This is a genomic window from Mesorhizobium sp. WSM4828 (assembly GCF_055811175.1).
This window is the reverse complement of sequence record NZ_JBVVQK010000027.1, coordinates 18296-42173: the sequence shown is the minus strand read 5'-3', so window position 1 is coordinate 42173 and position 23878 is coordinate 18296. Positions and strand designations below refer to the sequence as shown.

Below are 23878 nucleotides of genomic sequence, written 5' to 3'. Positions count from 1 at the left end.
CACGCTGTGCGCCGGAAGAGGTTTCGCTCAGGTGTGAACGTCTTCGTAGCATCCGCTTCTAACCCTAGGTTGCCGGCGTTCGATTGTGCTATTTCCGTCGCGGGAGATCATCGGAGGGGTAGATGCCGAAGAAGAGGATGAGCATCCGACGCTATATGTCAATTGCCGCGTTGCTTGACACCCTGCGGCGGCAGGAGCTGGCGATCCTGAACCCCGAAAGCTGGGATGACCGAAACGATCGGCTGTTCATGCGGGTGTACAAGAACCACAAAAACGCGGGCGGCCTTTATGGCATGTGCGCTGCACTCTGCGGTGAGACTTATCACCATTGGAAGATTTTCGCAGGCGGGGCATCCGGCGCCTGTCTGGTGTTGAAGCGGCGGCCGCTCGAAACCTTTCTCGGCAGTCACCAGCCGGGGCCCGGCACCCAGATCAGGTACGACGAGGTCACTTACCTGAAACTGGCTGAGGTGAAGAAACTCTCGAGGGCCGACATCGAGGATCTCCCTTTCCTGAAGCGGTACGGCTTCAAAGATGAAGACGAATATCGGATCGTCATCGAGACCGCCGCCGACCAGCAGCCAGCCCTCTTCGTCGATTGCCCGCACGAGTGGATCGACTCTGTGTACATCAATCCCTGGCTTTATGAGAACCAGGCGCAGAGCCTCATCGAGACGATCAGGGAAATACCGGGATGTGAGAGGCTGAAGGTCAAGCCATCGCACCTGACCGACAGCACGACTTGGCGCGAGGCCGCCGACAGGATAGCCGGGAAGCCGCGCCGTCCCGCACTTACACTGGCGGCCGCGGGCAAGCCAAAAAGCCAAGGGGCACGGAAGAAGGCCTCTAGGATCAATCCCAAGGAATCTGCATCGTCCAGACTAAAGCAAACGAGGCCAAGGTGAATCGGCAGCCATGAATGTCGGATGTCGTTCTTGAGCTGCTGGCCAAAACCCTCCGTGCGTTTCCCAGGACCTCAATGGTACATGGCCGGTTACCGAATCCTGCCGCATCGCAGTCCTTCATCGAAACGAAGATACCGACAAGGATCCGTTCTTTTGACAAGACTAGCAGCAAGCGCCGCTATCCCCTGGAAGGTTCTGTGATGATAGGGGTGCGGCTGTCGCCAGTCCGTCCAGAGATAAAGGTGACTGCCGGACGTTCGAGTGTATGATCTACCCTTATGGAAGGCCCATCAGAAATGCGCCGTCCAGAGCCCCCCTCAGGAGAGACGCGAGACGGGTCTGACCGGATGCGCATGGCATTGTCCTCGTCCTTCGTCCGTCCGTTTCCCTTGCCGCTTACCTCCCAGCGACCGAGAAGCGAGGCAAAGACCAGGTCCGGCGACGGCACGCCTGCTCCACCCCAATCGCCACTCGGACACAATATTGCCTCCAGACCGAACAGGTGCTTGCGGAGATGGCACAGCCGCTTGTGGTGCTTCACTGACTTCGGCGTGGCTTTCGCGGCCTTGAGCTTTGCCGTCAGCTCTTTTGCGATATCGGCAGCAAAGGCCAGGTTCACTCCGCTTACCGCCGGGCCGGCACTCGCGAAGTAGCGGTCATCCGCCGCAGATTGATGATTGTAAAACATGTAGAGCGGCACCCAAGGTGCTGGCGCATCCACAAGGGTTTCAAACTGGAACTTGGTCGTGCGAGGGGGCTTGTGCAGCAACTCATGATAGGAGCGATGCGCAATATTCACTGCCTTCCTGGCGTTGCGAGCGGCACTGAGGCGCTTGGCCTGTATCCTCAATTGGAGTTCGTGCCCCGTAGCTACGTGCCAGAACCGCAGATCAAGGTCACCGCCTGTCACGGCCTCGTCTGGATACTGGATGACAAGTTCGGGTCCGGCGAATGCCGCAAGTGCGCCGGTGAAGATGTCGGTCATCGTCTCCTCGCGGAACCGCCCCCGCTTAAGCTTCGTCTCCCGGTCCAGCAGACCGCCGATCAGTAGCGGCAGTGTCTTTCCTAGATCGCACATCGTTGTACTCATCAAATCCCCTCACACTCTCCCCCTGTCACTGCATATGTGCTCGTGCGGGTCCAGCCGCGAAAAGCCTCGCGGCGATCTAGCGATCATAGAAAGCGCCATTTGAACTATCGCCTCGGCTGGGAGGTTTACGGAAATGCCTCAAGCCGGAGTCGGCTGCCTCACCTCTGCCTTACGTTCAGTCCGCGAGCGCAAGTTCTATAGCGCGCAAGGGTCGTCGCTCCAGGTTGAAGCTGTCGACGAATCGCACTGTCGCCCCTCCGCTTAGCCCGCGGCCGAAATCGCCGTCGGTGCGCCACAGCGGATTGGCTATCAGGAAGGTGTTTCCGCCCGAGTGTCGCTCCCGAAGCGCTGGCAGACCGGAGGGCTGGTGGAGCTCAGCGATAAGCGATCCCGGCCGCATACCCGCCACTGCTTGAGCGAGCGCCAGCGCCCGATCGTGCCAGCCCCTTGTCTCAGGGAGATCCTGGTCCTTCGCATCGAGGCCGGCGGTGTAATCCGCCCTCACCAGCGCACGCAGATATGCGAGGCCAAGCCGCCAGTCGAGTAAGCCGTGGTAGAAGCGGTTCCCGTACCGCTGGATGCATCGATAGCACGATGTCTGGCATCGTGCGGCATGTTCACCCTCTTCGTCTTGCCTAAGGAAGTCCACCAGGGGCCATTTCGCACCATCTGAGAGGATTTCGTGTATCAGGTGGACGATGTGAGGGGTGCCGTCGCTTCGGTCTTCGCCGAGACGGCGACACAAGCCGGAGCCGTTGATCAGCGAGTCCGCCATCTGGAGCATCGGCCTGCCGTCGCGCAGGCGCGGTTCGAGCGCCTCGAACTCGTCGGATGCGACATCGAGCTCGAGCGCTGCCTTCTGGACAAGAATTTGCGTGGCACTGATCGCGGCGGACCGGGTGGGCAAATGGCTGTGGCCGCCCTTCCTTGCGACTCGGCTTAGCGTCAGGCGCTCGTCGAAGGCCAACAGTTCAAGATAGAGCGCGTGCGTCTCCTTTTTGGCGATAAGGCCGAAAGTGCGCTCACTCGCTGGATCTGGCACCCAGCGGCCTAGCGGCGTCAGCTGTCCAACTTCAATCGCTTGAGAGGCACCGAGCGTAGTCGGCGCCATCCTGGGAACACCGACAACGAGATCCTCGGCCTCCTGCACCGTGAAGCGCGTCGGTTGACCCATATCATCGTCGGTGCCATCGTTCAGTTGCATGATGGTCACGCCTGCGCCGCGCCGTAAGCGCAGATGTCCCGCGTCTACGGGCTCGCCGTCGTGCAGCACCGTCGCGACGGTTCGCACCGCCATGCGGCCGACCACGTCAAGGTCGGCGCTTGAAGGATGGAAGTCGGTCCTGAACGCCGCGGGCGTAACGTAGTCGTTGAACTGGTCAGGTTCGATGTTGACACTGCAGTCATCGCACGGCTCTGGGCTCTGGGGTCTCTCCTGACTGTATTTTGCCGACCCGCATGCCGAGCACAGCGCTACCCGATGCTCCGACTCCCTCCAATGGGAGAGGCCCGCTAGCGAAATATCCCTGCCGCGTCGTTCCGGCGGTGCGAGCGTTCCAGAAAAGCCGATGACCTTGTGCCGTTGCTTGTCCTTCGTAAGCACCGACCCGGGAGCGAACTCGAAGACTGCGGTATCCAGATCACGGTCCATGGTGGACCAGTCATAGTCGGTATCCCTTTCGTCGGAGTCAGGACGCAGGCCGAGGTAAAGCTGCCGGACGCGCGTTGGCATCCCATACATCGGCAACAGGCCGCGCTCGGCGAGAAACTGCGCCAAGCCTTGGTGGTTCGCCGGTTTGAACCTTCTCTGGCTTTCGATCTCGTCGATTAGATAGTCGGATGTCACCTTGGCGCGAATGCGCTCGCGTTGGGCCATGTCGATGCAGGCTGCCTCGATGAACGTATCACGTACGCCGATAGTCGCGTTGAGCGCATTGCACAGCCTACCCTTCCAATCGGCGTTTTCAGGATCGTCGTAGTAGTCATCTGTCGGAACGTACTCGCCATGTACGTCGGGCGGCACCAACAAGTCGCCCGGGTATGTTCCTCCGGCATCAACATAATCGTCGCGCACCTTCTGGAAGGCCGAACGCATCCAGACCTTTGTCAGAAGGCGCTCGGGAATCGGATCGTGGCCGGTCGCCAAGAACGGAGGCGGCGGCGGGTCGCCAGTGATCGCCGCCGGGTGAGCGTAGTAGTAGGCATCGTGGCTTCGCCCTCGGCAGAATGTGATGACGAACGAGAATGCTTGGCCACGGCGGCCGGCGCGGCCGACTCGCTGCTGGTAGTTGAACCGCTGCGGCGGCATGTTTGCCTGGTAGACGGTCTGCAGCGAGCCGATGTCGATGCCCACCTCCATGGTGGTGGTGACCGACAACATATCGATTTCGCGGGCAAGCCGCGCCACCTCGCCCAGCTTGTCGACGAAAATGCCCTTGAATTTGCGCAATCGATCCGAAAAGTCGTCCGTCTGTCCCGTCAGTTCCTCGCACCTCAAGCGGAAGCGGGCGACTTCGTCTTGCTTGCCGCGCACAATCCGCCGCCCGAGGAAATTCGTCTCCCAAAGCTCCTCGACGGGCCCAGTCCGCTCCGCCGACAGGTCCTTGTAGCATCGCGTGCACTTACCGACGCCGCGGTGCAGGTGGACGCGTTCGCAGGACGCGCAACGCCAGTACGGATCGCCCGGCTGCGCGATTCTCAGGAAGACACGGCCTACCTGAACGATGCCGTTCACGTGTCCGCATTTTCCGAACTCCGTCAGCACGTCGTCGAGTTCGGGTACCGCATTAGGCCCGTGCAGAGCGTTTGCGAAGCGGCGCACTCGGTTCGTCGGGGGCACCTTCGAGCCCCTATTCCATTCGGTGATCCGGGCGTTGTCGAAGTACTTGTTCTCTCTGACGCGCGTCGCGCTGGCGAACACTCGCAGCCAAGCGTCAAGCTTGTCGATTGTAGGACCAGTATCCCGGCTGATGGATGGGTATGCTAGCCCGGTTTCTTCAAGTGCGAAGAAAGTGTTAGCGAATATGACATCGTCGACGAGCTCCATAAGCTCTCGCTCGATCAAGATGCCGAGCTCTCTTTGCTGGGTGTCATCCAGCCAAGGAGCGTAAGTCACGATATCGTCTGACTTCTCGAACGCCTCGTACCAGGGCCGCCGCTGGTACGGCTTGCGCCCGACTTCGTCGAACGGATGTATGCCGAGGTTGACGTATTCCTCAATGAGGGCGCCTACGCCCTGGGACTCACCCTTATAGCTGAATAGGCGTTCAAGCTGGACCTTGTGGTTGTCGGTCGAGACCTGCGGGTCGTGAGCTTGGCTGCCGAGCTGAGCGAAAATCTTCGCGGCACCGGCGTGATCTCCCGCCTGCATCAGCCTCTTTGCCTCCGCGAGGCCCGCATCGGTGTCAAGCATGCCGGCCGCCACTCGGGCCAGATAGTCGCGCGCCACGGTTACGAGGATCTCTCGCCGCAGGTCGCGCAAATGCAGCCGCTCGATTTCGAGAGATTGGTTTGCGGCATCCTGCCGGCTGTCCGAGAAGACAATGCTCTTGGCCTCGGCACCGACCGCGTAGAGCAGTTCGAAGAGCTCGGTGGCAACGAGTTGCGATGCCTTGCTGACGCCAGTGCGGAACGCCCGTATTGGCGAGCGCGAGCGTGATGTCGTTGGACGGTTAGAGTAATCAGTCCCGCACTTTGGGCAGCAGAACGGTTGCGCGGTGCGCCGGCCATTGGGTGCCGCAGCGGCATTCTGATGATATAGCCGTCCCCCGATGCGGCCAACGGGAATAGTCTCCCCAAGCGCGACGACGCCTGATGCCGGATCGAGGTACGCCGCCTCCCAGCCATCCCAACCCCGACCGTCGACCTGTGGCGCTTCTCGGCTGGGCCAGAACACCGCGAACTGGTCAAACGACATCTTGTCGTAATACTCAGCCGCCGCTCTTTCTGGCAGATTTTCGAGCTCCGCCGTCGACGGCAGCAATTCAGTAGCGCTATGCGTTCCAACCTGACGGCCGCGTTGACCTCCGAGCAGGAGATCGCCACAGGCTTCGCAGTACAACATTTCAAACAATCGTCGCCCGCGGACTTGACCATCCTCTGGCTGGGCATGGGACAGCCCTCGCTCGACGCTCAGGTCCAAGAACCCTACCTTGCCGTCCTTGACCTCGGGCGCGCCGAAGAGTCCCTCCACGTTCCTGACAAAGGAGTGGATCCTGAACGACGGGGTGCCCTGCTTGACGCTGCCCCGCCATTGGCCGCTCTCCGGCAACGCACGAGCAAGCATAAGCCCTCGGACAGCGTTCACTCCGCCTTGGCCGTCGAATAGCCGCGCGCTCAGTTGCTCGATGCTGGTCGCGCGCACGCCCTCGCCTTCCCTGCAGGAACTGGTAATAAGCGCAGCAGCCGCCTCGGCAATGCGCGCCACGCGCTGGTCCCCGGTCTCAGTGACCTCGAGAGCCTGGGCCACCTCGTCGAGCGCGGCATCTAGCTCGCCGGTTTCCGACACCTTGGCAACGAAACCCGTTTCATCGGGCCGCGCCGCCTGAAGGAGCCGGACGAAAGGCTGCGGATCGACAGCGCCGCCGTGCCAACCAGGGACTTCCGGCTCGCCCCTTACAACGCATTCCGTCCAGAAGCTCTCGTCTGTGCTTCCGGGATCGCCAGGGCCAGCGCTGGTGCCGAACGGAGCGAAAAGGTCGCGCAAGTACCGCTTGGATTGCGCTCCTGCCTCGCCATCCATCGGGAGCGATGCCGACGACGCGAGTATCCTCAATTTGTGGCGGTGGTCACGATGGTCGAGGCCAAGCCGCTTGATAAGCGACTTCACAAGGAACGATACCTCGGTTCCAGCCGAGCCACGGATCAGGTGCAGTTCGTCGAAGACCAGGTAAAAGTAAGCATCGTCGCTTCCCTGCAGCCAAGCCCTCGTCTTCTCGAAGATTGGCTCCTCCACCTCGCGGGACAGCATAGCTCCGAGCATCGAGGCGTTCGTTACGAGCAGGTCGGGCGGTGTCACCTGCATGTCCCAACGCGAGAGCACCTCGCCGCCATCGAGCGAAGGGAAGATGAATCGCGTCTTATCGGGTACCCGTCGGCCCTCCGCTTCAGCCTTGGCGCGCTCGACATCGTCGTGGATTCGCGCTGCCGCCTGATCGTCAGCCGCCTTCCGCATGGCGGCGCGCAGCTCCCGACCACGGCGCTGTCGACGCTTCCTCTCGGGTTCATGTGACGATAGGCGCGGATGGGCCTCATAACCCGTAACCGGCGTCGACGACGTGTATTGGCCGAAGAAAATGCGATTGCCTTCAAATCGCTCGTCCATGACCTTCCTGGCCTCATCGGAATCGAGCGTGCGGCGCAGTCGCACCATCTGGTCCTCGACAAGCGCGTTCATCGGATAAAGCACCAAGGCACGCATCGCCGCCGGTCGGTTCTCGCCCTGGCGCTGTGGGCTCCACCGAATCCGGTCCCGCTCCCACCAAGGGGAGGCCAAGTAGGCTGTTGCTGGCCTGGACCAGCCGATCGCCTCGCGCGACATGGCAGCAAGGATCGGCAGCATGAAGCTTTCCGTTTTGCCCGAGCCCGTGCCCGAGGTTACAATTCCAGGCTGCCCGGGCTTAATGCCGCGCTCCAGCATCTCTATCTGATGTTTGTACGGATCATACAGCCCCGTCCGCCGCACTTCGCCGGTCCCGTCCTTGCCGTCGAATAGGCCGGAAAGGGCAAGCTCGGCGAACGCCACCTGCACCGGGCGTGGAAGGGCGGCGAGCGGCCCATCAGCCACGCCGACCATCTTGTCGATGGTGAGTGCATGCGTCCGGTATCGCAACACTGGCTCGATAAACGACGCGGTGGCGAAGACGTTGGTCTTCCTGAGCAGCCGCCTTCGCTCTTCGGCGACGGATCGGTCAGCGATGCGGAAGCTGGTTTCAATATACGAGATAAAGAAGTCCCTGATACGGTCGAACCCGCCGATCGGATCAAGCATGATACCCCCCGTTATAGTGTCTTTAGCCCGCTTGCCCAGAGATCGAGCGAGCAAGCTCGATAGTGATCCGACGCGCGTCGTAGTCGTCAAGCAGCGCCTTAGCCTCAGCGAATATCCGGGCAACCCGCATCGCCTGGCCGATGCTAGGCTTGAAGCCAAGCTTGGGGACGATTTGGGCAGCCTCTGAAAAGTCTTCTGGCGCGGCGGCCGGATCAATCGCCGAGAGGTCGAGCATCATCGGGCTGAGAGCCACAGGCGCAGCAAAGGCGGCGCCGGCGACGAACGTGCCTTCGGTATCGATCCACGGGATATCGTCCGGCAGCGCCGCAACCTCTTCATGGTTGCGGTCGGCGACGGTGCAGCAAACAAGGAGCCCCCGCGGCAGCCCGCCGCCGCGTATCGCGTCGCGCAGCGTGGGTAGCCAGAATCGGGCGCCTGAGCGATCAATGCCCCTAATGACAACCAACACGGCGCCGGACTCCGCAGCTGCTGCCGCAGCCGCGACGAGCGTTGGAGCGCCGCTGCCCGCGCGGGACCAGAGGTCGTCGAGCGAAATGAGCGTTGGATCGGCATCGATCACGGTGAAACGGCCGGGACACAGCGTCGCTTCTGCGACTCGCAGGAAATCCGCTACGTCTGAGCCAAAGAGAATAGGGACCTCCCCCGCTAGGGTCAGCACCGCCAACCGACGGAGTTGATCCTTCCCGTTGTCGGTGAGGAGGAGGTTCTGAGCGATGGCACGGCCTTTTTCATGGGCATGCACGGTGGGCCGCTCGGGGAACCGCGGCCCGATGCCATTCGCGGGACCTGTCTTCTGATAGGGCGTTGCGGTCGCAGCAGGCGCGCTCAGCTTTTCCGAAATCGCAAGCAGACGATCGACCTCGGTGGAAGCTTCGCGCAGACGCGAACGCGCCTCCTCGGTGTCCGCATTAAGCAAATCGAGTTCGCGTGTCGCCGCAACCGCCGCCTTTCCGACCGCCGCCAGCTCTTCCTCCTGCCGGGATATCTCGAGTCCCAGTTCGGATTTGCGTTGGCCGAAACGAGCATCAAGCTCCTTCAGTTTGTTTTCGAGATCTTCCCTAGCCACTCGTTCGTCGGCCGCAAGCGTATGGCGACGCTGCTCGGCAAGCGCCGCGATCTCGACCGTCAGCCGCTCGAGCCCTTCCTTCTTGTTCTGTTCTATCTCTTTGCCCAGCTCTTTCGTCAGGCGGGTTCGCTCGTCGGCAATCTCGCGCTCGAGCTCACTCCGAAGTCGATCCGCTTCGGCTCCGTGGCCCTCTCGCGCCCATTGCGCCACGGAATCGCGCACGTCATCGTCGTCGAGCGCAGCATCCAGATATGCCTTCATGAGCTCGCGATCGGCGCGGAGCCGCTGGGCTAACTCGCCCGACCGAAGCGACGCCTGGGCCGCGTCATGATCCATCGCCCCTGCGAAAACGCGGCCAGTCTGCTCCTCGTGGTGCATCTCGAGCCACGAGATTAGGTCGGCGATATGGGGATCATTCGCGTCCGATAGCGAGCGGATGACTTGCGCTACGTGGTCGGCCTCGTTGGACCAGTCGAAGATGCCCGCAGGTCTCTCAGTAGGCGGAAAGTAGATATTCTCTTCGTCGGTCGGCACACGTGAGACACAGAGCTCATCGTAGTCCCACCACCGCACATCGCGCGCCGATTTGCGCGCGATGCGCAGAGCGCCATCCTTCTTTGCCTCGAGCTCCACGACGAGAACCCGTTCGCCGGAAACGCGCAAGGCCCAGAGTCCGGCCCGCTTGTCGCCTCGCCACCCTTCGCCAGTCAATATTGCGCGATAGACCGCATCTTCGGCATCGGGCAAGACCGCATAGCGCGGAATCCGCCTTAGGTGCGCGGCCTTGTATTCAGGGCAGCGCGGCCGCTGGTTCTTGGTCGCAGAGAATTCGACCCAATCGCCGACAGCAAGGCCCGCGTGGACCACCCCGTGCGTTTCGACAAGCCCGTCACGCGGAAAGAGGCGCTTCGGTTCCTCAATGACATCGATGCCAGCATCTCCCACGCGGCCCACAACGGCCACCGTCCCGTAATTGCCTTGGCGGCGCGTGAACCGACCGATATACAGCTTCGATTCCGAGCCCGAAGAGACTGACTGTGTCGGATGGTTGTCGGCTTTCATGCCCCGATGCTCCCTCCAATCCATAGGGGCCGGCGCGCGCCGCGGCCGCGGCGGGAAGTCCGGGCAAGCTCGGCATCGACCGAGTGACATACCCCTTCAATCAAACCCGGCATCAGTCCGGTCAGCCATCTACTATCATCTAGGGAAACTGCGTATTCCCAACCATGGGCGGAGATCCCTGCATTCACCAGACGCCGCAGCCGCAGCGCCGCTGCGACCTCAAGCGGAAGCGCGCCCTCAGCCGGGATACGCCTGATCCTGTCCTCGTGAAGCCGGAAGAGCGGCCGACTCGCCTGGAGGTGTGCATCGAGGATCGCGGCGTGGCGAGAAGTAAAAGTGCGCTGCCTTACGCCGGTCACGCGGTACAAATCGTGGTCCCGTCGATCTGGATGAACGAGCCGGACTAGCGACACCGCTCCAGCCGAGCTAGCACTCGCGCGAAAACGACCGAACGACCAGTCCCAGACACCGGTGGCCCCATAGTTCCTTCCTGCAACCGTAGTTTCAATGAGCCGCGTGCCGGCGCTCCCATCAGGAGACGCGGTTCCCTTCGCGATCGCCCAGCCCAGCGCGTCGGCAAGGGCGGACGCGTTCACGTGAAGCGCACCGACCAGCGCGGGCGCCTGCGATCTCTCCAGCAATCGGCGGAAGGGAGTTCCTCCCTGCAGGATCACAGTTTCCCGGAAGTCCTGTTCAAGGCGGGCCGGCAACGCGCCGGAGACCACCATCGCGGCACCGACATCGGTCTTGATCTCGGTCAGCGTTGGATGGCCGAGCGTGAAAACGCGTCCGCGCCAGCGTTCGCGTAGTCGGGCGTTGAGAAATGAGGCTTCTTGGAGGGTGCGCAACATGTCCCAAGCGCGCGAGCCGACAGCACGGTCGATGATCGCCACGGCTTCGCCTTCGGGAATACCGCTTCTGCCGGACGCGTAGAGCGCTTCGAGCATATCCTGATGCTCATAAGGTTGGTCGGTCCACTCGGCATCCGCTGGTTGCGCGCGATCAGTTGGCCGAGCAGTCGCCAAACGCCATTCCGCTTGGCACGGCTGCGAATAGGCAACTGCGTCTAAACTAGGATGGACCTCAGCCAGAGGCACAAATCTTACCCGGCGAGTCCAGCGGCCCTCGCTGTCGCCTAAAGCAAAGTCGCCGTCGACCGGGCGTTCTGCCCTAAGAGTGCCATCAACGCAGGCAAGAGCTGACGCGTTGTCGCCCGAAAGCGGCATGACTTCGACATCTTCGCTCGCTCCCTCGACAAGGGGAAGGTACCGAGGGCAGCCGAGCCAATCCTTGCCCACGCGCACGCCCTCAGCCAAGTCGATTATGCGCACAGTTTGCTTTGCGTCACGGATTCCAAGCTTGATTAAAACGTCGGCTATTGCGCCCTGCGCAACAGGCGAGGTCGTGACGTGCCACGTGCCGGAGCGCTCGAAGCGCGTCCCGGTGACCGAGGCGGACCGGGCGTGGCGATCGGCGACCGCGAGATGGAACGGTCCGATGCCCATTGGAGGCTCGCCGACCGCGGACCAACTGGCGAGACCGTTGGAGCGAAAGAACAGAATGCCGCGTCTGATTGATGGCCCCAGGTTCTGGCTGCTTCCGAGAATCGGCGATACCACCGCATCTCCGAGATCCGGTGGAAATGATTGGTTCGACGCGGCGTTGGTCTTGGCTCGGTAGCGACGCTCCCCATCTTCGTTGAACTCCATGAACAACGAAGCCTGCGCCGCTTCATTATGACCCGCGAGCTGGGCAGCGACGGTGAGCAGACGCCAGAACCTGTGGTCTATTGAGGCGGTGCCCGCTCGAAGTGCTCGCCTGAAGTCTTCGAACGCGCTCTTGAAACCGTATGACACGGCCCCGCTGCGAACCAACGGATCAAGGGCACCTACGAGCACCCTCGGATGTTCGGCCATATCGGGGTTTCGTTCGACCTGCCTTCGGAGCAAGGTGACATCGCGCTTGGTCGGGAATGACAGGTATCGCGTGTACCCGATATGAGTCCACGTCTTCGGACTGTCGGGGAGTACGAGCCGGCGGAAAGGCGCGCCTGACTCGACCTTGCCGTCGAGCCATGCGGCGAGATCCACCCACATCGCGGCTATGCCGCGCAGGTTCATAAGAGAACGATGGGTGCCGAGCCATTGCGCAAGCTTGGCCCGATACTGGCCCTGACCCTCATATTCGCCGTCCAGCAGACTGTCGACGAGCAGGCTCAGCGCGAGGATAGCCATGCAGTTGGACACCTCCGAGGTGGTTGGCCAATACCTGCCGTACTGGAGGCACCAGTAAAGACGCGGATCCCGGACGAGGGCGCGTTTGAAGGCGCGCTCGGCTTCCTCCGCCTGGTCAGCCGTGTGTCCGCAATGCTTCGCTAGAGCTTCCGGCGTTATCTCAAAAGATCGGATGGGATCGACGTTGCCGCCGTCTACACGCAGCAGCGCTCTCGTGAGGGTATGTTCCCAGTCACACAGGGTTGCTGGAAAGCCGTCCGATGCCTGCGCGGCCGCATTCATGCGGACGCTTTCTGGTCCGCCGACTGGCTGACAAACGCTTTCGCGTGATTAGCCAGCGGCTCGAGCAGAGTGTCGGCCAAGAACCGAACCACCGCAGGGACGACGCCGTCGCCAATTAAACGGAAGCATTCGTTATAAGTCTTGGGTAGTATGAAGTCGCGGCCCAGGCCCATCAGCGAAGCAGCCTCGCGTTCGGACAGCAGCCGCGTTCGCACTCTCTCGCCGTCGGCCACGACGATCCGCGGTCTGGAGGCGCCGCCCTTGGGGGTTCTCAGACACCCGAGTGTCTCGCCGAATGCGATCTCCGCGCGCTGGATGTTCCCTGCCTTACCGTTTGGGCGCATCCTGAGGTAGAGGCTGCCGATGACAGGTTTGCCCATGGCTTTCGCCTCCGCGAGTCGGATCAACTGGGGCTTGGACATCATCCCCAGTAACCGATTTGTTGCATCATCGGAGTTCCACTCGGCATCGTCGCTAAGGTCGATTACGTCGGTGAGCCGCACGTGCGTCGTCGCGGGCGGATCGCTGGGGGTCCACCACACCCAGTTCACCGCATCAGCGGCTCCAAGGCCTGCGCGGGCTCGCAAAAGAATCTTCGTATGCCAAGCGTTTGTAGGAAGCTCGGCATGAATTCCGGTTGGCAACGGAACGTCCCGACGCAACGCGATGATGAATACGCGCGGGCGAGACTGCGGCACGAAATGCGAGGCATCCGCCATCAATGCCCCGAAGCGGTAGCCGATTTCGCTTAGTGCCGTGCAGATGGCCCTGAAATCCGCGCCGCCGTTCGCGTAGAGAAGTCCAGCGACGTTCTCAAGCGCGAGCAAGACGGGATGTCGCCGTTCGTCCGCCAGGCATCGCATGAGTCTAAGGAACGGCCAAACGGCGCCCGAGCGGGTTGCCGCGTCTCCGCAAGCTTCGCCAATGCCGAGCTTTGCGCCGGCCTGCGACAAGTCTTGGCAAGGGAAGGATGCCCATGCCAAATCAACCAGGCCGCTAAGATCATTGGGTTCGACTAGTGCAATGTCGCGCCCGTCCAAATGATCGTCGCCCCAGTTCTCCGCGTAGGATGTCCGCTTCAGTTCGTCGTAGTCATTTGCGAATACGCAGTTCCAGCCATCCCCAAGTCCGGCACGTGCCATACCCGCGCCGGCGAAAAACTCGTAGTACTTGTATGTCGCCCCCAAGAACGCCCCCTCGCCATTGGGAATTACCACTCTCCTCGACACTGGCGGAGCCATTTCGGCTGCTGTTCGCGAACTTGCTCACCTAATGTGATTTGCCGATTCTCCTTTTAGGAGCGACGAACGGCATCTGCAAGCTTGTTTGGGAGCCAAACGATAAGGCCACAGAATATGTGAATTGCCTGGTTCTCTATCTGACAGCAAATTCCCCGACAAATGTTGTGCATTAATTGGGCGAAACCAATTCATTCGACATGGCCGACAATATCTCCTCCGAAAAGCGAAGCGCGGTCATGCGCGCCGTTCGGGCGAAGAACACCACCCCCGAGCGTATTGTGCGTTCGATTCTGCACCGCGCCGGGTATCGCTTCAGATTGCACCGTTCCGATCTTCCGGGAAAACCGGACATCGTCCTACCTTCGCGTCAGGCGGTAATCATGGTGCATGGTTGTTTCTGGCACGCTCATTCAGACCCGGCGTGCAGCCGCGCCCGACAGCCTAAATCGAGGGTCGAGTACTGGAAGCCGAAACTTGCCAGGAACGCGGCGAGGGACCAAATCGCTCTGGATGAGCTTGAGGCACAAGGCTGGAGAACGCTTGTCGTTTGGGAGTGCGAATTGGGCAACCTTGATGTCGTGAAGCGACGGCTCGCTGAATTCCTGAGGGCATCACCCTCCAGGTCGGGAAGGTAGCCCTAACTGGCTCGACCGACGCGCGAAACTCAGTCATGAAGGCGAAGGTCAAGCCAACATCGACACAAGCCTTTGCCGTGACAAACTGCCAAGTTTGGGATGTATAGGCTGCCTGAGCTTCAATAGCCGGTGATTTTGAGCGAGCACAATGCCGGTTGGAACAACACGACCAAAATACGATGACTAGTCGCTCCATTTACGTCGTCGATGGCATGTTGGCGCTTCGCAGCGCCCGCGTCGCTGCGGCGCGGAGCGGAGCGATCGGTCGCGAGATCGTAACTCTGCCTCTGCTTGCAGCGCGGCTGGTTGGTGGTTTTGCCACACCTGCCGGCACCGATGTTCTCTATCCGGCAATCCAGGCCGCGCTGGCTTCCGAAAGCTTTGGCGATATCAGAATGGTGGCGGCGTTGCCGGCGTTGCCGCGCGCAGTTCTGCACGCGCTCGACTGCGCCTGGCGAGCGGATCTCGATCTGTCGTCATTGGCAGGCGAGGCGCCGAGATTTGACGATCTTCATCGCATCGAGGCCTACGTTCGCGATCACATCCCAGCCGCGCATATGCTGCCGCGCGATCTTCGTGATGCAGCCAACAGGCGGATCGATCTCGCCCGTAGCCTGCTGGGTCCGGTTACGCTTTCGGGAGTGGTGGACGTCGATCCGCTTTGGCTGCCTCTTCTCAAAGAGCTCGCTCGCGTCAACGACCTCACTTGGGAACTGCCGGCGCCTGTCGAACACGCATGGTTTAGAGGGTCGATCCAAAGAAGGACTGCGACTACTCCGATCCGTAAATCCGCCGAGGCGAGCGCGGACCCGAAGTCGGAGGTTATCGAGGCGCTGCGCTGGACCGGCAGCTGCTGGCGACCGGACAGGTGCAAGCGCAGGACATCGCGATCGCTGCGACTTCGACACAGGATTGGGACGATCATTTTCTGGCCTATGCGAGAAGCGCCGGGGTTGCCGTTGCATTTCTCCACGGCGTGCCCGCTTGGAGCACGCCGGAGGGCCAAGCTTGTGCAGCGCTGGCCGATATCCTTGGAAACGGTCTCAATCAAGAGCGCATCTGGCGCTTGATCCGGCGCCTGCCGGCGCGCCCATTCGCCGGGTTGCTTCCGCCGGACTGGTTCGCGGCAATTCCGCGAAGCGCAGGCTTGCGCAGCCTCGACAAGTGGCGAGCAGTGCTGGCGGCGGCCCGGCCGCGGCGCGCCGACGACGAGCTGGCGGAGTGGATCTTGCTTCCCATCAGCTTCTCGCGCGCGGAGCAGAGGTGGCGGGAGAGGCCGGCACGCTGTTGCTGAGCGGCGGAAGCCTGGCGATGTGGGAGGAGGCGTTGCGAAGCGCGCCGGCGCAAGCCATCGGCCTGTCGTTGCAAGCTTTGCGTGTGTCCGACCAGCTTGACCCAGCCAACAGCGTCGTCTGGTGCCCCGCATGGCAATTGGCCGCCCGTCCGCGGCCGTTCACCCGCCTGCTTGGCGTAACCAGCCGATCCTGGCCGCGTTCGGAAAACGACGATCCGCTCCTGCCTCACCATTTGCTCGATCGCAGCAAGCTTCATCCTTTGGGTGCCGCCGAGCGCGATCGGCGCCACTTCGAAATTATTCAGGCGCATACCAGGGAGCAACTCGTTCTGTCGCGCTCGCTGCGCAACGCCAAGGGCGGCGTTTTGTCGCCTAGCAGGCTGTTGAAGAAGGATCACGTTTGGCCTTGAGCATGGCCTCGTCGCCGTTGTGATAGTCGAATGTGATCTCGATCGAGCCGTCGTCGAGCAATTCGGCGGAGCCGTTGCCGGTGACTTCGTCCATCTCGTCGAAGCCGGCCCATGTGAAGGATATCGTTGAGGGGCTGTAGCTGAGGTCGAGGCCGGCTTGCAGGGCGCCAAAGGCGATCTCGCCATGGTTGTCGGCTCCGATGGTGATCGTGGCGGGTCCACTGAGGTCAAGATAGCCGCGATCCCACAGATCGGCCTCGACGATCCGCCAGCGGCCAATCAGTTGGCAGCCTGCCGGCGCGGTCATGCCGGCACCGCCAGCAGCTTCGGCAATCGCACCAGATTGTAGGCGGCGGCAGTGAAGGTGAAGGCCCACCCGACGCGGTCGCGGCCGCGGAACTTGGTCTTCTCCTGCCCGGCGACCGTCTTGATCCAGCCGAACGCTTCCTCGATGCGCTTGCGGATGCGCTGACTGACGGCATAGCCGCCGTGCCGGGTCGTGCGCCCGTCGATCGCCGAACGGCGGCCGCTCGTGTTCTGCGCCACGTGCGGCGTCACGTTCATCGAGCGCAGCTCATTGACGAAGTCCTCCGCATCATAGGCCTTGTCGGCGCCGAGGGTGATCGCCTGTGGACAGTCGGCGCGAGGCTCGATCATATGCAGCGCGGCCACCCGCTCGGCATGCCCGTCGGCCAGCGTCAGGCAGGCGTCGACCAGAAGGCCGTGGCGGTTCTCCATCAGCCCATGCCCCATAAAACAGAGCTTGGCTTCCTTGCCTTGCCCCTTGCGATAGAGCCTGGCTTCGGGATCGGTGGTCGAGGCATGCGTCTCGTTCGACCGTTTCTGGCCATGGAAGTCCGCCTCGGCGTTGCGCTCGCCGTTTGCCGGCGGCTCACCCGAGCCGTTCTCCGGGTCTTCGCCCGCGGACGGGCTCTTCGGCTTGACGCTCTTCATCGACGCCCAGGCTTCGATCAGCGTGCCGTCGACCGAGAAGTGATCCGTGGATAGAAGCTTCTTCACCTTGGGCTGTGCCAGCACCGCAGCCAGGAACTTCGCTGCGATGTCGCCCTCCAGCAGCCGGTCGCGGTTCTTCGAGAATATCGAATGATCCCAGGCCGCATCGTCGACACCGATCCCGACGAACCACCGGAACAAAAGGTCGTATTCCAGCCGTTCCATCAGAAGCCGCTCCGAGCGGATCGAATAGAACGCCTGCAACAGCATCGCCCGAAGCAGCTTCTCCGGCGGGATCGATGGCCGCCCGATCAGCGAATACAGCGCCGCAAAATCCCGCTCAAGCGCCGAAAGCGCCTCGTTCACGATCGCCCGGATCGCGCGCAGCGGATGATTGCGCCGCACTCGCGCCTCAAGGTCCACGTAGCTGAACAGTTCGCCAGTTCGATCGTCGCCGCCCCGCATGCATCGGTCTCCGAATCCCTTCGAAGCCAATGAATCACGGTCAAAGCTCCGCGACGAGCGCCTTTTTCAACAGCCTGCTAGCTCCCTCTGGCCTTCCGGCGAGATCGTGCACAAGCGGGATCGGATCCCGGAGAATGCTTTCAGCGAAGCGGACAGGCTGTTGGCAAGACCCCGCGATGCCGGCTAACTGGCCCATGTTCGCCAGAGCCAGCTTTGCTGGCGCAACTGGCAACGGTCTTCGGAGTTGCCGCCGCATGACGGCCTCTCAGGCGCCCACCATCCGGCGATTGAGAAAGCCTTGTCGAGGGTCCAGCCAACGACGTCGCTGCAGCGGTTGCTGCGCGATCCACTCGGATTCGTCTGGCGCTACGCTTTGGGATGGCGCTCGGTTCGATTCCAGTCCGACCCGCTGCAGCTCGATGCAGCCTCATTTGGCGAGCTGGTGCATGTGTTGATCAGTGGCGCGATCGCGGTGCTCGAGCCGACGCCGGGGTTTACGCGTCCCAGCGCCGGCGAAATCGAAGCGGCGATCCGTCACGCATCGTCAGCGATCCTGAACGCCTGGCCATTGCAGCGGTCAGTTCCGCCTCCGATCCTGTGGCGCCATACGGTGAATGAGGCTGCACGTCGCACGGCCAAAGGCCTCGCAGCCGACGATCAGGTCAGATCCGACACGCTTAATTAAGTCGGTTGGATCGGGCGGGCGCACTCAGAAGCCGAGCTTGAGGTCGTCGTTCCAGCGGTGTAACAAACTGTGTAACCATGCGCGCGAAAACCTCAAGAATTTCAGCTGTTTAGGCATTATTTCGAAAGACGCTCAGTGCGTAGGGTTCTTCCCTGCCCTTGTTCCTCCTCCAAACTGCCGAGGCGCGACCATCGTCAGGCCATCCTAAGTGCCTTCAAGGTCAGCGCGCATTGCCGGCGTGATAACCGCCCCGCGCGCCTGCGGCAAGATAGGGTGCGTCCCGTGTTCCTGGCTGTGCACCCGTCGTCGCGTTGTGCATCGGGCCGAGCCAAGCGTCTGGTTACTTTTGATGTGCGACTTGCGACGAATCTGCGAATGATTTAGCGATCCAGTGGAGCCGACCTTATGCAGCCGCAGTATCGCTATCTCGCCAAACAACGACTTGCAAAAGCAACAGACCTTCTGAGTTCAGACGACCATGACAATCTAATATACGCCTGCCTTGAGCTTCGGAAATGTATCGAGGCGCTCTCGTACGAGCTCATTGTTGGCTATTTGAGTGAAGTCCCGCTCAAAGCACTCGAAACGTGGCAGCCGGATAAGGTCATGAAGGAGTTGCTGCGCACCGATCCGAGCGCGGATCAAACGTCCCGGATTCGGATGTGTAAAGAGGGGCCCGATGGAACGCCTGACGGACAGTGGATGGAAGTCGGCGAAGATCGACGCATGAAAGCACCGTGGGCCGCCAAGGCCTATCACCAGCTTGGCAGCTTTCTACACATCCCGACCATCAAGCAGTCGCGCGAACGCGGGTGTGTTGATCCAGAACTCATTCGGCAGCGTGTTGAACCGATACGAGGGCAGTTGGCGCACGTTCTGGAAGCGACCATTTGGAACGCCAATTTCTCAGTCTCCGTCACGATCTCCTGTTCTGAGTGCGGAGCCCCTATCAAGCGTCGGTGTTCCGTTCTTGACAATGCCGAGCCGACTGAATGCGGCAACTGTGGACAGCTTTTCGATGCGGAGCGACAGCCCGACGACAGTTACCTCTTTGTGCCTCATTCCTACAGTTGGAACTGCAAGGCCTGCAACGAGCCGCGCACGATCGCGCAAAGCAAGGCGAAAGCGGGCGCGGATGTCAGTTGCCCCAAGTGCGGAGATCGAGCCATGCTGCGTGTGGAACAGAGATTGGAGCTCGTGCGCGCGACCGAGAACAACCAGAACAGCGGCTAACGTGCGCGGTCACGGAGCCTTGCTTCGGCCCCCCGCGTTCACAGCGTCAAAAGCCTATTTCGGCATGCTCCTAGTACTACTGCGTCATAAATCGCGAGCCTGACGCGGACTGTCCATGGCCCTTGTGCAGCACGGACATCGTTGCAGACGGTGGCCAGGGCCACGGTCAGGCGTCGCCTGATGGTCGGGATCGAGGTCGGGACGTGCCGCTCTGGTCGGATCGGAGGATCCGCGGGGTCGATAACCGCCGGGAAGACCAGGTGTTTGGCGGCCCTGGGCGCCGCTGCCCGATCTCGTCGTGAAGATTGTCGGACGCAGCGAGCCGTGCCGCTGCTTCATGACTATCGCAGCGACGGTCCGGTGACGGTTTTCTCGTTCATGACGGCGATCGACGATCCGCCGAGCTTCCGCCGCTCGCGTGACGTCGCGGCTTACCTCGCGGCCCGGGCAGTCGGGCTCTTCAAACTTCTGGGCCGCATCTCGAAGGTCCGCGATGCGGACGTGTAGCGCGCGCGCCGTACGCGGCGGCCGTCAGGCCAGGAGATCGCCAAGCGCTCCTGGGCGGTCCGACGGTGTGCGAGTTAGGGTCCGACCGCTCAGCCCGCCCGGCGCCTGGCTGCACCATCTGACCTTCGCGGTGTGGGATGTAGGTGGGCTGGTCGGAGCCACCCGTGACCGATGGGACAAACCGCGCGGCTACGCCGGCTTCCTCAGCTCTACCTGAACGCCCAGCCGGAACGCCTGACCGTCTGCAAACGAGCGCGCGTAGCTCTCAGCTGTGAAAGGCACCGTGGTAGTCGTACCATTGACCGTCACGCAAACCGACCACTCTCTGGCCCTCACGATTTCAACGGCATGTTGCTCATGCGCAGCCATGCATTCCTCCCAGAATCTTCGTTGAGGATGGGAGGATAGCGTCGCAAAACTCGTTTGCATGCAAATATTCCGACACCCCAAGGTCGAAATGTCAAAACAGCGCACAGCCGCGGCACCCGCAGCGCTTGGGGAACCGGGCCGTCCCGATCACGTTGTGTCGAGCAACCTGGGCTACTCATGCAACAACTTCTCCAAGAATTCGGCCATCCGACATACGTCCCGTTTCCAGTCATTGCGGCGAGGCTTCTACTGGCGTCGATCTTCGGTGCTGCGATCGGTTTCGAACGCGAATGGCGAAATCGGCCTGCAGGGCTTCGCACGCATATTTTGGTGTGCGTGGCAGCCGCTACGTACTGCTGTCTGGCATCGATCCCCGCACAGGATCGCAGTTTGCGCAAGACCGGTTCGGTAAAGGACACCTTTCGTTCAATCGCGAACGAATATGTTGACAAGCTTAAGAAGGGGGGACGTGCCGACCGGACCATCACCAAGGTCAAATGGTTGCTCGACTTTGCCTATCCAACCTTTAGCGACAAACGCGTTCGGGAGATCGATTCGGCCACAATTCTTGCCGCTCTCCGCGGCGTGGAGGTTCGCGGTCGATACGAGCAGGCCAGGCGACTGCGCTCCACCATCGGCAGCGTGTTTCGATACGCAATCGCGACCGCACGCGCCGAGGCAGACCCGACTATCGCCCTGAGGGGCGCACTCGTCAGCCCGACGGTCACGTCGCGCGCAGCAATTACCGATCCAAAGGCCTTGGGTGGCTTGCTGAGGGCGATCGATGCATTTGACGGACAGCCTACAACCGGAGCCGCCTTGAAGCTGATGCCGCTGCTGTTTCCCCGCCCCGGCGAGCTGTGCGCCGCCGAGTGGGACGAGGTCAATTTCGAAAGCTCGGTGTGGACCATCCCTGAAGCACGCATGAAAATGAGGCGGCCGCGCCGCGTACCCCTTTCGAGGCAGGCCGTCAGCGTCCTGACGTCACTCAGAGAAGTCTCCGGTGGTGGATCGCTGCTGTTTCCTAGTGTTCGATCGGATTCGCGTCCGATTTCCGACAATACGCTCAACGCCGCCCTGCGAAGTATGGGGTACGGCAAGGAAGAAGCTACCGCGCACGGTTTTCGGGCAACGGCATCCACTCTGCTAACGAATGCGGAAAGTGGCATCCGGACGCCAAAGAGCGGCAATTGGCCCACATTGAAAACAACGACGTTCGTCGCGCCTATGCCCGCGCAGAGCACTGGGAAGAACGCTTCAAGATGATGCAATGGTGGGCCGACTATCTGGATGAACTCGAGAGCAAAAACGCGCAGGCAATCTCGATCGGGCGAAGCGGCAAGCCTGCCAACCTTGCCGGAAATCGCATTATATACGCTTTCTGGCAGCTCATGTTGCAAGCGAGAGTTACATCTGTAAGCATTATTTGATACTTATTCGATATATATCCGCTATAGTGCCGTCGCAGTTCATCTGCTGCAAGGAATTCCAACATGTTGATGAGATTGTTTCAAACTTAATTGTAAATTTTGATAGGTTTACCTCAATTTATACGGCATATTGTGCTTTCTTAAAATACTTGAATACGATTCCTTTCAGCATTATTGTATAATGACAGGGAATCATGCGGTTAAAATGACCATATTATCCGATGAGCACATTAGGGAACTTGCGCATCTATATCGCACCCCCCTCTACGTGTTCGAGGAAGCTTCCATTCGATCAAGATGCCGCGAGCTGAGGGCAGCCATCACGTATAAAAACGTCAAGATCAGGTATGCGTGCAAGGCCTTGACCTTACAGGCGATACTCAAGATCATGCTTGATGAAGGCATGTGGATTGATGCGTCGTCCATTAATGAAGTTCATCGCGCGCTTCGCGCCGGGTTCAGCCCGGAGAAAATTTCCTACACGGGCGAGGGTGCGACGGCTGAGATATTCCGGTTTTTGAGTGGCGAGGGGGTGCTGATCAACTGCACGTCACTCGACCAACTGCACCTCCTGGGATCGCTTGAAAAAGGTCATCATTGCTCGATCCGCATCAATCCCGGGCTCGGGCATGGGGAGAGCAACAAAACCAATACCGGTGGCCCAAGCAGCAATGGTCGGTGCAGATCACACCGCTCGCGACGCCATTGGGCTGCTGAAGGGGGCCGGCATTCTGGAGCTCGTGTCGCCGACGGACGTGCTCGGAAGGTACGCTGCCCCACTCACCGAAGCGGTACGCCGCGACATGGCGGATCCCGAGTTTCTCGAGCTGTGCGATGCGCAGACCCACGCCACTGGGAAGGAGCGATGGACCCTCGCGCTCGCCAAGGTGCCCAAGGAACTGCAGACCGACCAGCAGATGCGTCATTTGCTCGGAGACTTCGCTCGCGAGATAGCGGAGAAATCGGGCCAATTCAGAGAGCGGGCGGGCGCAAATCCGACCGAATACTACGAGTATGCGGAGCACGGGAGGGCGTACGACGAGTATCGCGAAGGGTACGGCACCGACGTCGAATACCGCTACGCCGACTTCCCGCTCGCACTCGGTGAATCGATCATGATGAACCACGCCCTGTTCACGGGCCTGCTGCACTCGGGTGCTACGCCGGTTACTGACGACCCGTTTCACAGCCAGGTCCTCGCTCACAAACTGCAGCGCGTCGCGAAGGAACCGGCGATCCGCCAAGCAATATCTGATCGCGCGGAACAGCGGAGCCTCAAGGCCGGAGCCCTTGCTGCAGCGGCGCTCACCGACGCGCAGATAAAGTTGCCGATCCTACATCCCGCGCTGTCGCTGGCCATGGTCCTCGAATACAGACAGAAAAACCCAGACGCTCTAGCGAGGGTTCGCGACACGCTTGGGCAAATGGCAAGGCGCATCGAGGTTGAGCCCTGGAGCGCTGACTTCGCCAATGTGATCGAAACCAAAACTATACCGGATCTCAAAAGTCAGCTTGCCGATGCCGCAAAGGCCCGCGATGCTTGGTTCCGTACAGCGATCGCCAAGAACCTGCTGAAGGGAACTGGTATCGCGGTAGGTGTGGCCTCAGCTGTGCTCGCTGTCGTGGCTGCGCCCGTGACGCCGATCGCGTTAGCCATCGCAGGATTCGGGATCGTCTCCGGCAGCGCGATTCCCGGAGCGGAGTGGCTGCTCGATTGGCGCGACGGCAAGAAAACAATCCAGGAAAACGGGCTACACTATCTGCTGCAAGTCTGAGCGGCCCTGAACCCTACAGGACGGGTCATGACCCATCCAGACAACTTGTTGCCTGACCGACCTGGTGGTCCGCCGGGAGAGACGCCACGCGTCGGCGATCTCCCCAAGCGGCAATCGCTCAGCGGCACATCGATAGACACCGGCTGCTCTTTGCATGGCGTCAGCACGCTCTCGTGCACGCGGGTAGGCTATGTGGTTTGTCAGCGACGGCGGTGAAGGAGTGCGCGCACA

General features: G+C 61.2%; 15 protein-coding genes and 3 pseudogenes. 11 read left to right on the top strand and 7 right to left on the bottom strand.

What is annotated here, in order from left to right; all coding sequences use genetic code 11:
• Positions 1–122 precede the first annotated feature (122 nt).
• Positions 123–905 (top strand): DUF2971 domain-containing protein, encoded by a 783-nt coding sequence (locus AC0L2X_RS25490; protein WP_473600526.1) that lies wholly within the window; start codon positions 123–125, stop codon positions 903–905.
• 178 nt (positions 906–1083) lie between these two features.
• Here AC0L2X_RS25490 and AC0L2X_RS25485 read toward each other — a convergent pair whose 3' ends face one another.
• The 5 genes from AC0L2X_RS25485 to AC0L2X_RS25465 all read right to left on the bottom strand — a co-directional run bounded on the left by AC0L2X_RS25485 (position 1084) and on the right by AC0L2X_RS25465 (position 13866).
• Positions 1084–1983, bottom strand: a complete 900-nt coding sequence (locus AC0L2X_RS25485) for a DUF6615 family protein (RefSeq protein ID WP_473600558.1) — start codon at positions 1981–1983, stop codon at positions 1084–1086.
• Positions 1984–2170: 187 nt separating this feature from the next.
• Positions 2171–7984 carry a DEAD/DEAH box helicase gene (locus AC0L2X_RS25480; RefSeq protein WP_473600525.1) on the bottom strand — a complete coding sequence of 1938 codons (5814 nt, stop codon included), beginning with the start codon at positions 7982–7984 and terminating at the stop codon, positions 2171–2173.
• Positions 7985–8006: 22 nt separating this feature from the next.
• On the bottom strand, positions 8007–10133 hold the full coding sequence (locus AC0L2X_RS25475; RefSeq protein ID WP_473600524.1) for a hypothetical protein: 2127 nt from the start codon (positions 10131–10133) through the stop codon (positions 8007–8009).
• Positions 10130–12649, bottom strand: a complete 2520-nt coding sequence (locus AC0L2X_RS25470; protein WP_473600523.1) for a hypothetical protein — start codon at positions 12647–12649, stop codon at positions 10130–10132. The genes AC0L2X_RS25475 and AC0L2X_RS25470 overlap by 4 nt, the downstream gene beginning before the upstream one ends.
• Positions 12646–13866, bottom strand: a complete 1221-nt coding sequence (locus AC0L2X_RS25465) for a DNA cytosine methyltransferase (protein ID WP_473600522.1) — start codon at positions 13864–13866, stop codon at positions 12646–12648. The genes AC0L2X_RS25470 and AC0L2X_RS25465 overlap by 4 nt, the downstream gene beginning before the upstream one ends.
• A gap of 221 nt (positions 13867–14087) precedes the next feature.
• Between AC0L2X_RS25465 and AC0L2X_RS25460 the strand changes: the two genes are divergently transcribed.
• The 3 genes from AC0L2X_RS25460 to AC0L2X_RS25450 all read left to right on the top strand — a co-directional run bounded on the left by AC0L2X_RS25460 (position 14088) and on the right by AC0L2X_RS25450 (position 16229).
• Positions 14088–14525 carry a very short patch repair endonuclease gene (locus AC0L2X_RS25460; protein WP_473600557.1) on the top strand — a complete coding sequence of 146 codons (438 nt, stop codon included), beginning with the start codon at positions 14088–14090 and terminating at the stop codon, positions 14523–14525.
• A gap of 155 nt (positions 14526–14680) precedes the next feature.
• Positions 14681–15595, top strand: a complete 915-nt coding sequence (locus AC0L2X_RS25455) for a hypothetical protein (protein WP_473600521.1) — start codon at positions 14681–14683, stop codon at positions 15593–15595.
• A gap of 151 nt (positions 15596–15746) precedes the next feature.
• Entirely contained in the window at positions 15747–16229 is a 483-nt protein-coding gene (locus AC0L2X_RS25450; RefSeq protein ID WP_473600520.1) for a hypothetical protein, read from the top strand.
• Here the strand turns inward: AC0L2X_RS25450 and AC0L2X_RS25445 are convergent.
• Both AC0L2X_RS25445 and AC0L2X_RS25440 read right to left on the bottom strand, forming a co-directional pair.
• Entirely contained in the window at positions 16192–16536 is a 345-nt protein-coding gene (locus AC0L2X_RS25445) for a hypothetical protein (protein WP_473600519.1), read from the bottom strand. The genes AC0L2X_RS25450 and AC0L2X_RS25445 overlap by 38 nt on opposite strands.
• Positions 16533–17648 (bottom strand): IS5 family transposase, encoded by a 1116-nt coding sequence (locus tag AC0L2X_RS25440; protein ID WP_473600518.1) that lies wholly within the window; start codon positions 17646–17648, stop codon positions 16533–16535. Before AC0L2X_RS25440 ends, AC0L2X_RS25445 begins: the two co-directional genes overlap by 4 nt.
• Positions 17649–17946: 298 nt before the next feature.
• Between AC0L2X_RS25440 and AC0L2X_RS25435 the strand changes: the two genes are divergently transcribed.
• The 7 genes and pseudogenes from AC0L2X_RS25435 to AC0L2X_RS25405 all read left to right on the top strand — a co-directional run bounded on the left by AC0L2X_RS25435 (position 17947) and on the right by AC0L2X_RS25405 (position 23647).
• Positions 17947–18333, top strand: coding sequence for a PD-(D/E)XK nuclease family protein (locus tag AC0L2X_RS25435; protein ID WP_473600517.1), 387 nt, complete (start codon positions 17947–17949; stop codon positions 18331–18333).
• Positions 18334–18738: 405 nt separating this feature from the next.
• Positions 18739–19566, top strand: coding sequence for a hypothetical protein (locus AC0L2X_RS25430; protein ID WP_473600516.1), 828 nt, complete (start codon positions 18739–18741; stop codon positions 19564–19566).
• 283 nt (positions 19567–19849) lie between these two features.
• Positions 19850–20029: pseudogene (locus tag AC0L2X_RS25425) on the top strand (IS110 family transposase); the annotation flags it as partial.
• A gap of 590 nt (positions 20030–20619) precedes the next feature.
• Positions 20620–20754, top strand: a pseudogene (locus AC0L2X_RS25420) (MgtC/SapB family protein); the annotation flags it as partial.
• A gap of 41 nt (positions 20755–20795) precedes the next feature.
• Positions 20796–21872 (top strand): annotated as a pseudogene (locus AC0L2X_RS25415) (tyrosine-type recombinase/integrase); the annotation flags it as partial.
• Positions 21873–22053: 181 nt separating this feature from the next.
• Positions 22054–22980 (top strand): type III PLP-dependent enzyme domain-containing protein, encoded by a 927-nt coding sequence (locus AC0L2X_RS25410; protein ID WP_473600515.1) that lies wholly within the window; start codon positions 22054–22056, stop codon positions 22978–22980.
• A gap of 7 nt (positions 22981–22987) precedes the next feature.
• Entirely contained in the window at positions 22988–23647 is a 660-nt protein-coding gene (locus tag AC0L2X_RS25405; RefSeq protein WP_473600514.1) for a hypothetical protein, read from the top strand.
• Positions 23648–23878 lie beyond the last annotated feature (231 nt).

Excerpts from the sequence above, each read along its gene's own strand:
- AC0L2X_RS25405 (WP_473600514.1), top strand. The coding sequence starts at position 22,988 with ATGATGAACCACGCCCTGTTCACGGGCCTGCTGCACTCGGGTGCTACG.
- AC0L2X_RS25480 (WP_473600525.1), bottom strand. The coding sequence starts at position 7,984 with ATGCTTGATCCGATCGGCGGGTTCGACCGTATCAGGGACTTCTTTATC.
- AC0L2X_RS25490 (WP_473600526.1), top strand. The coding sequence starts at position 123 with ATGCCGAAGAAGAGGATGAGCATCCGACGCTATATGTCAATTGCCGCG.
- AC0L2X_RS25485 (WP_473600558.1), bottom strand. The coding sequence starts at position 1,983 with ATGTGCGATCTAGGAAAGACACTGCCGCTACTGATCGGCGGTCTGCTG.
- AC0L2X_RS25475 (WP_473600524.1), bottom strand. The coding sequence starts at position 10,133 with ATGAAAGCCGACAACCATCCGACACAGTCAGTCTCTTCGGGCTCGGAA.
- AC0L2X_RS25440 (WP_473600518.1), bottom strand. The coding sequence starts at position 17,648 with ATGCGGGGCGGCGACGATCGAACTGGCGAACTGTTCAGCTACGTGGAC.
- AC0L2X_RS25470 (WP_473600523.1), bottom strand. The coding sequence starts at position 12,649 with ATGAATGCGGCCGCGCAGGCATCGGACGGCTTTCCAGCAACCCTGTGT.
- AC0L2X_RS25410 (WP_473600515.1), top strand. The coding sequence starts at position 22,054 with ATGACAGGGAATCATGCGGTTAAAATGACCATATTATCCGATGAGCAC.
- AC0L2X_RS25430 (WP_473600516.1), top strand. The coding sequence starts at position 18,739 with ATGCAGCCGCAGTATCGCTATCTCGCCAAACAACGACTTGCAAAAGCA.
- AC0L2X_RS25460 (WP_473600557.1), top strand. The coding sequence starts at position 14,088 with ATGGCCGACAATATCTCCTCCGAAAAGCGAAGCGCGGTCATGCGCGCC.
- AC0L2X_RS25445 (WP_473600519.1), bottom strand. The coding sequence starts at position 16,536 with ATGACCGCGCCGGCAGGCTGCCAACTGATTGGCCGCTGGCGGATCGTC.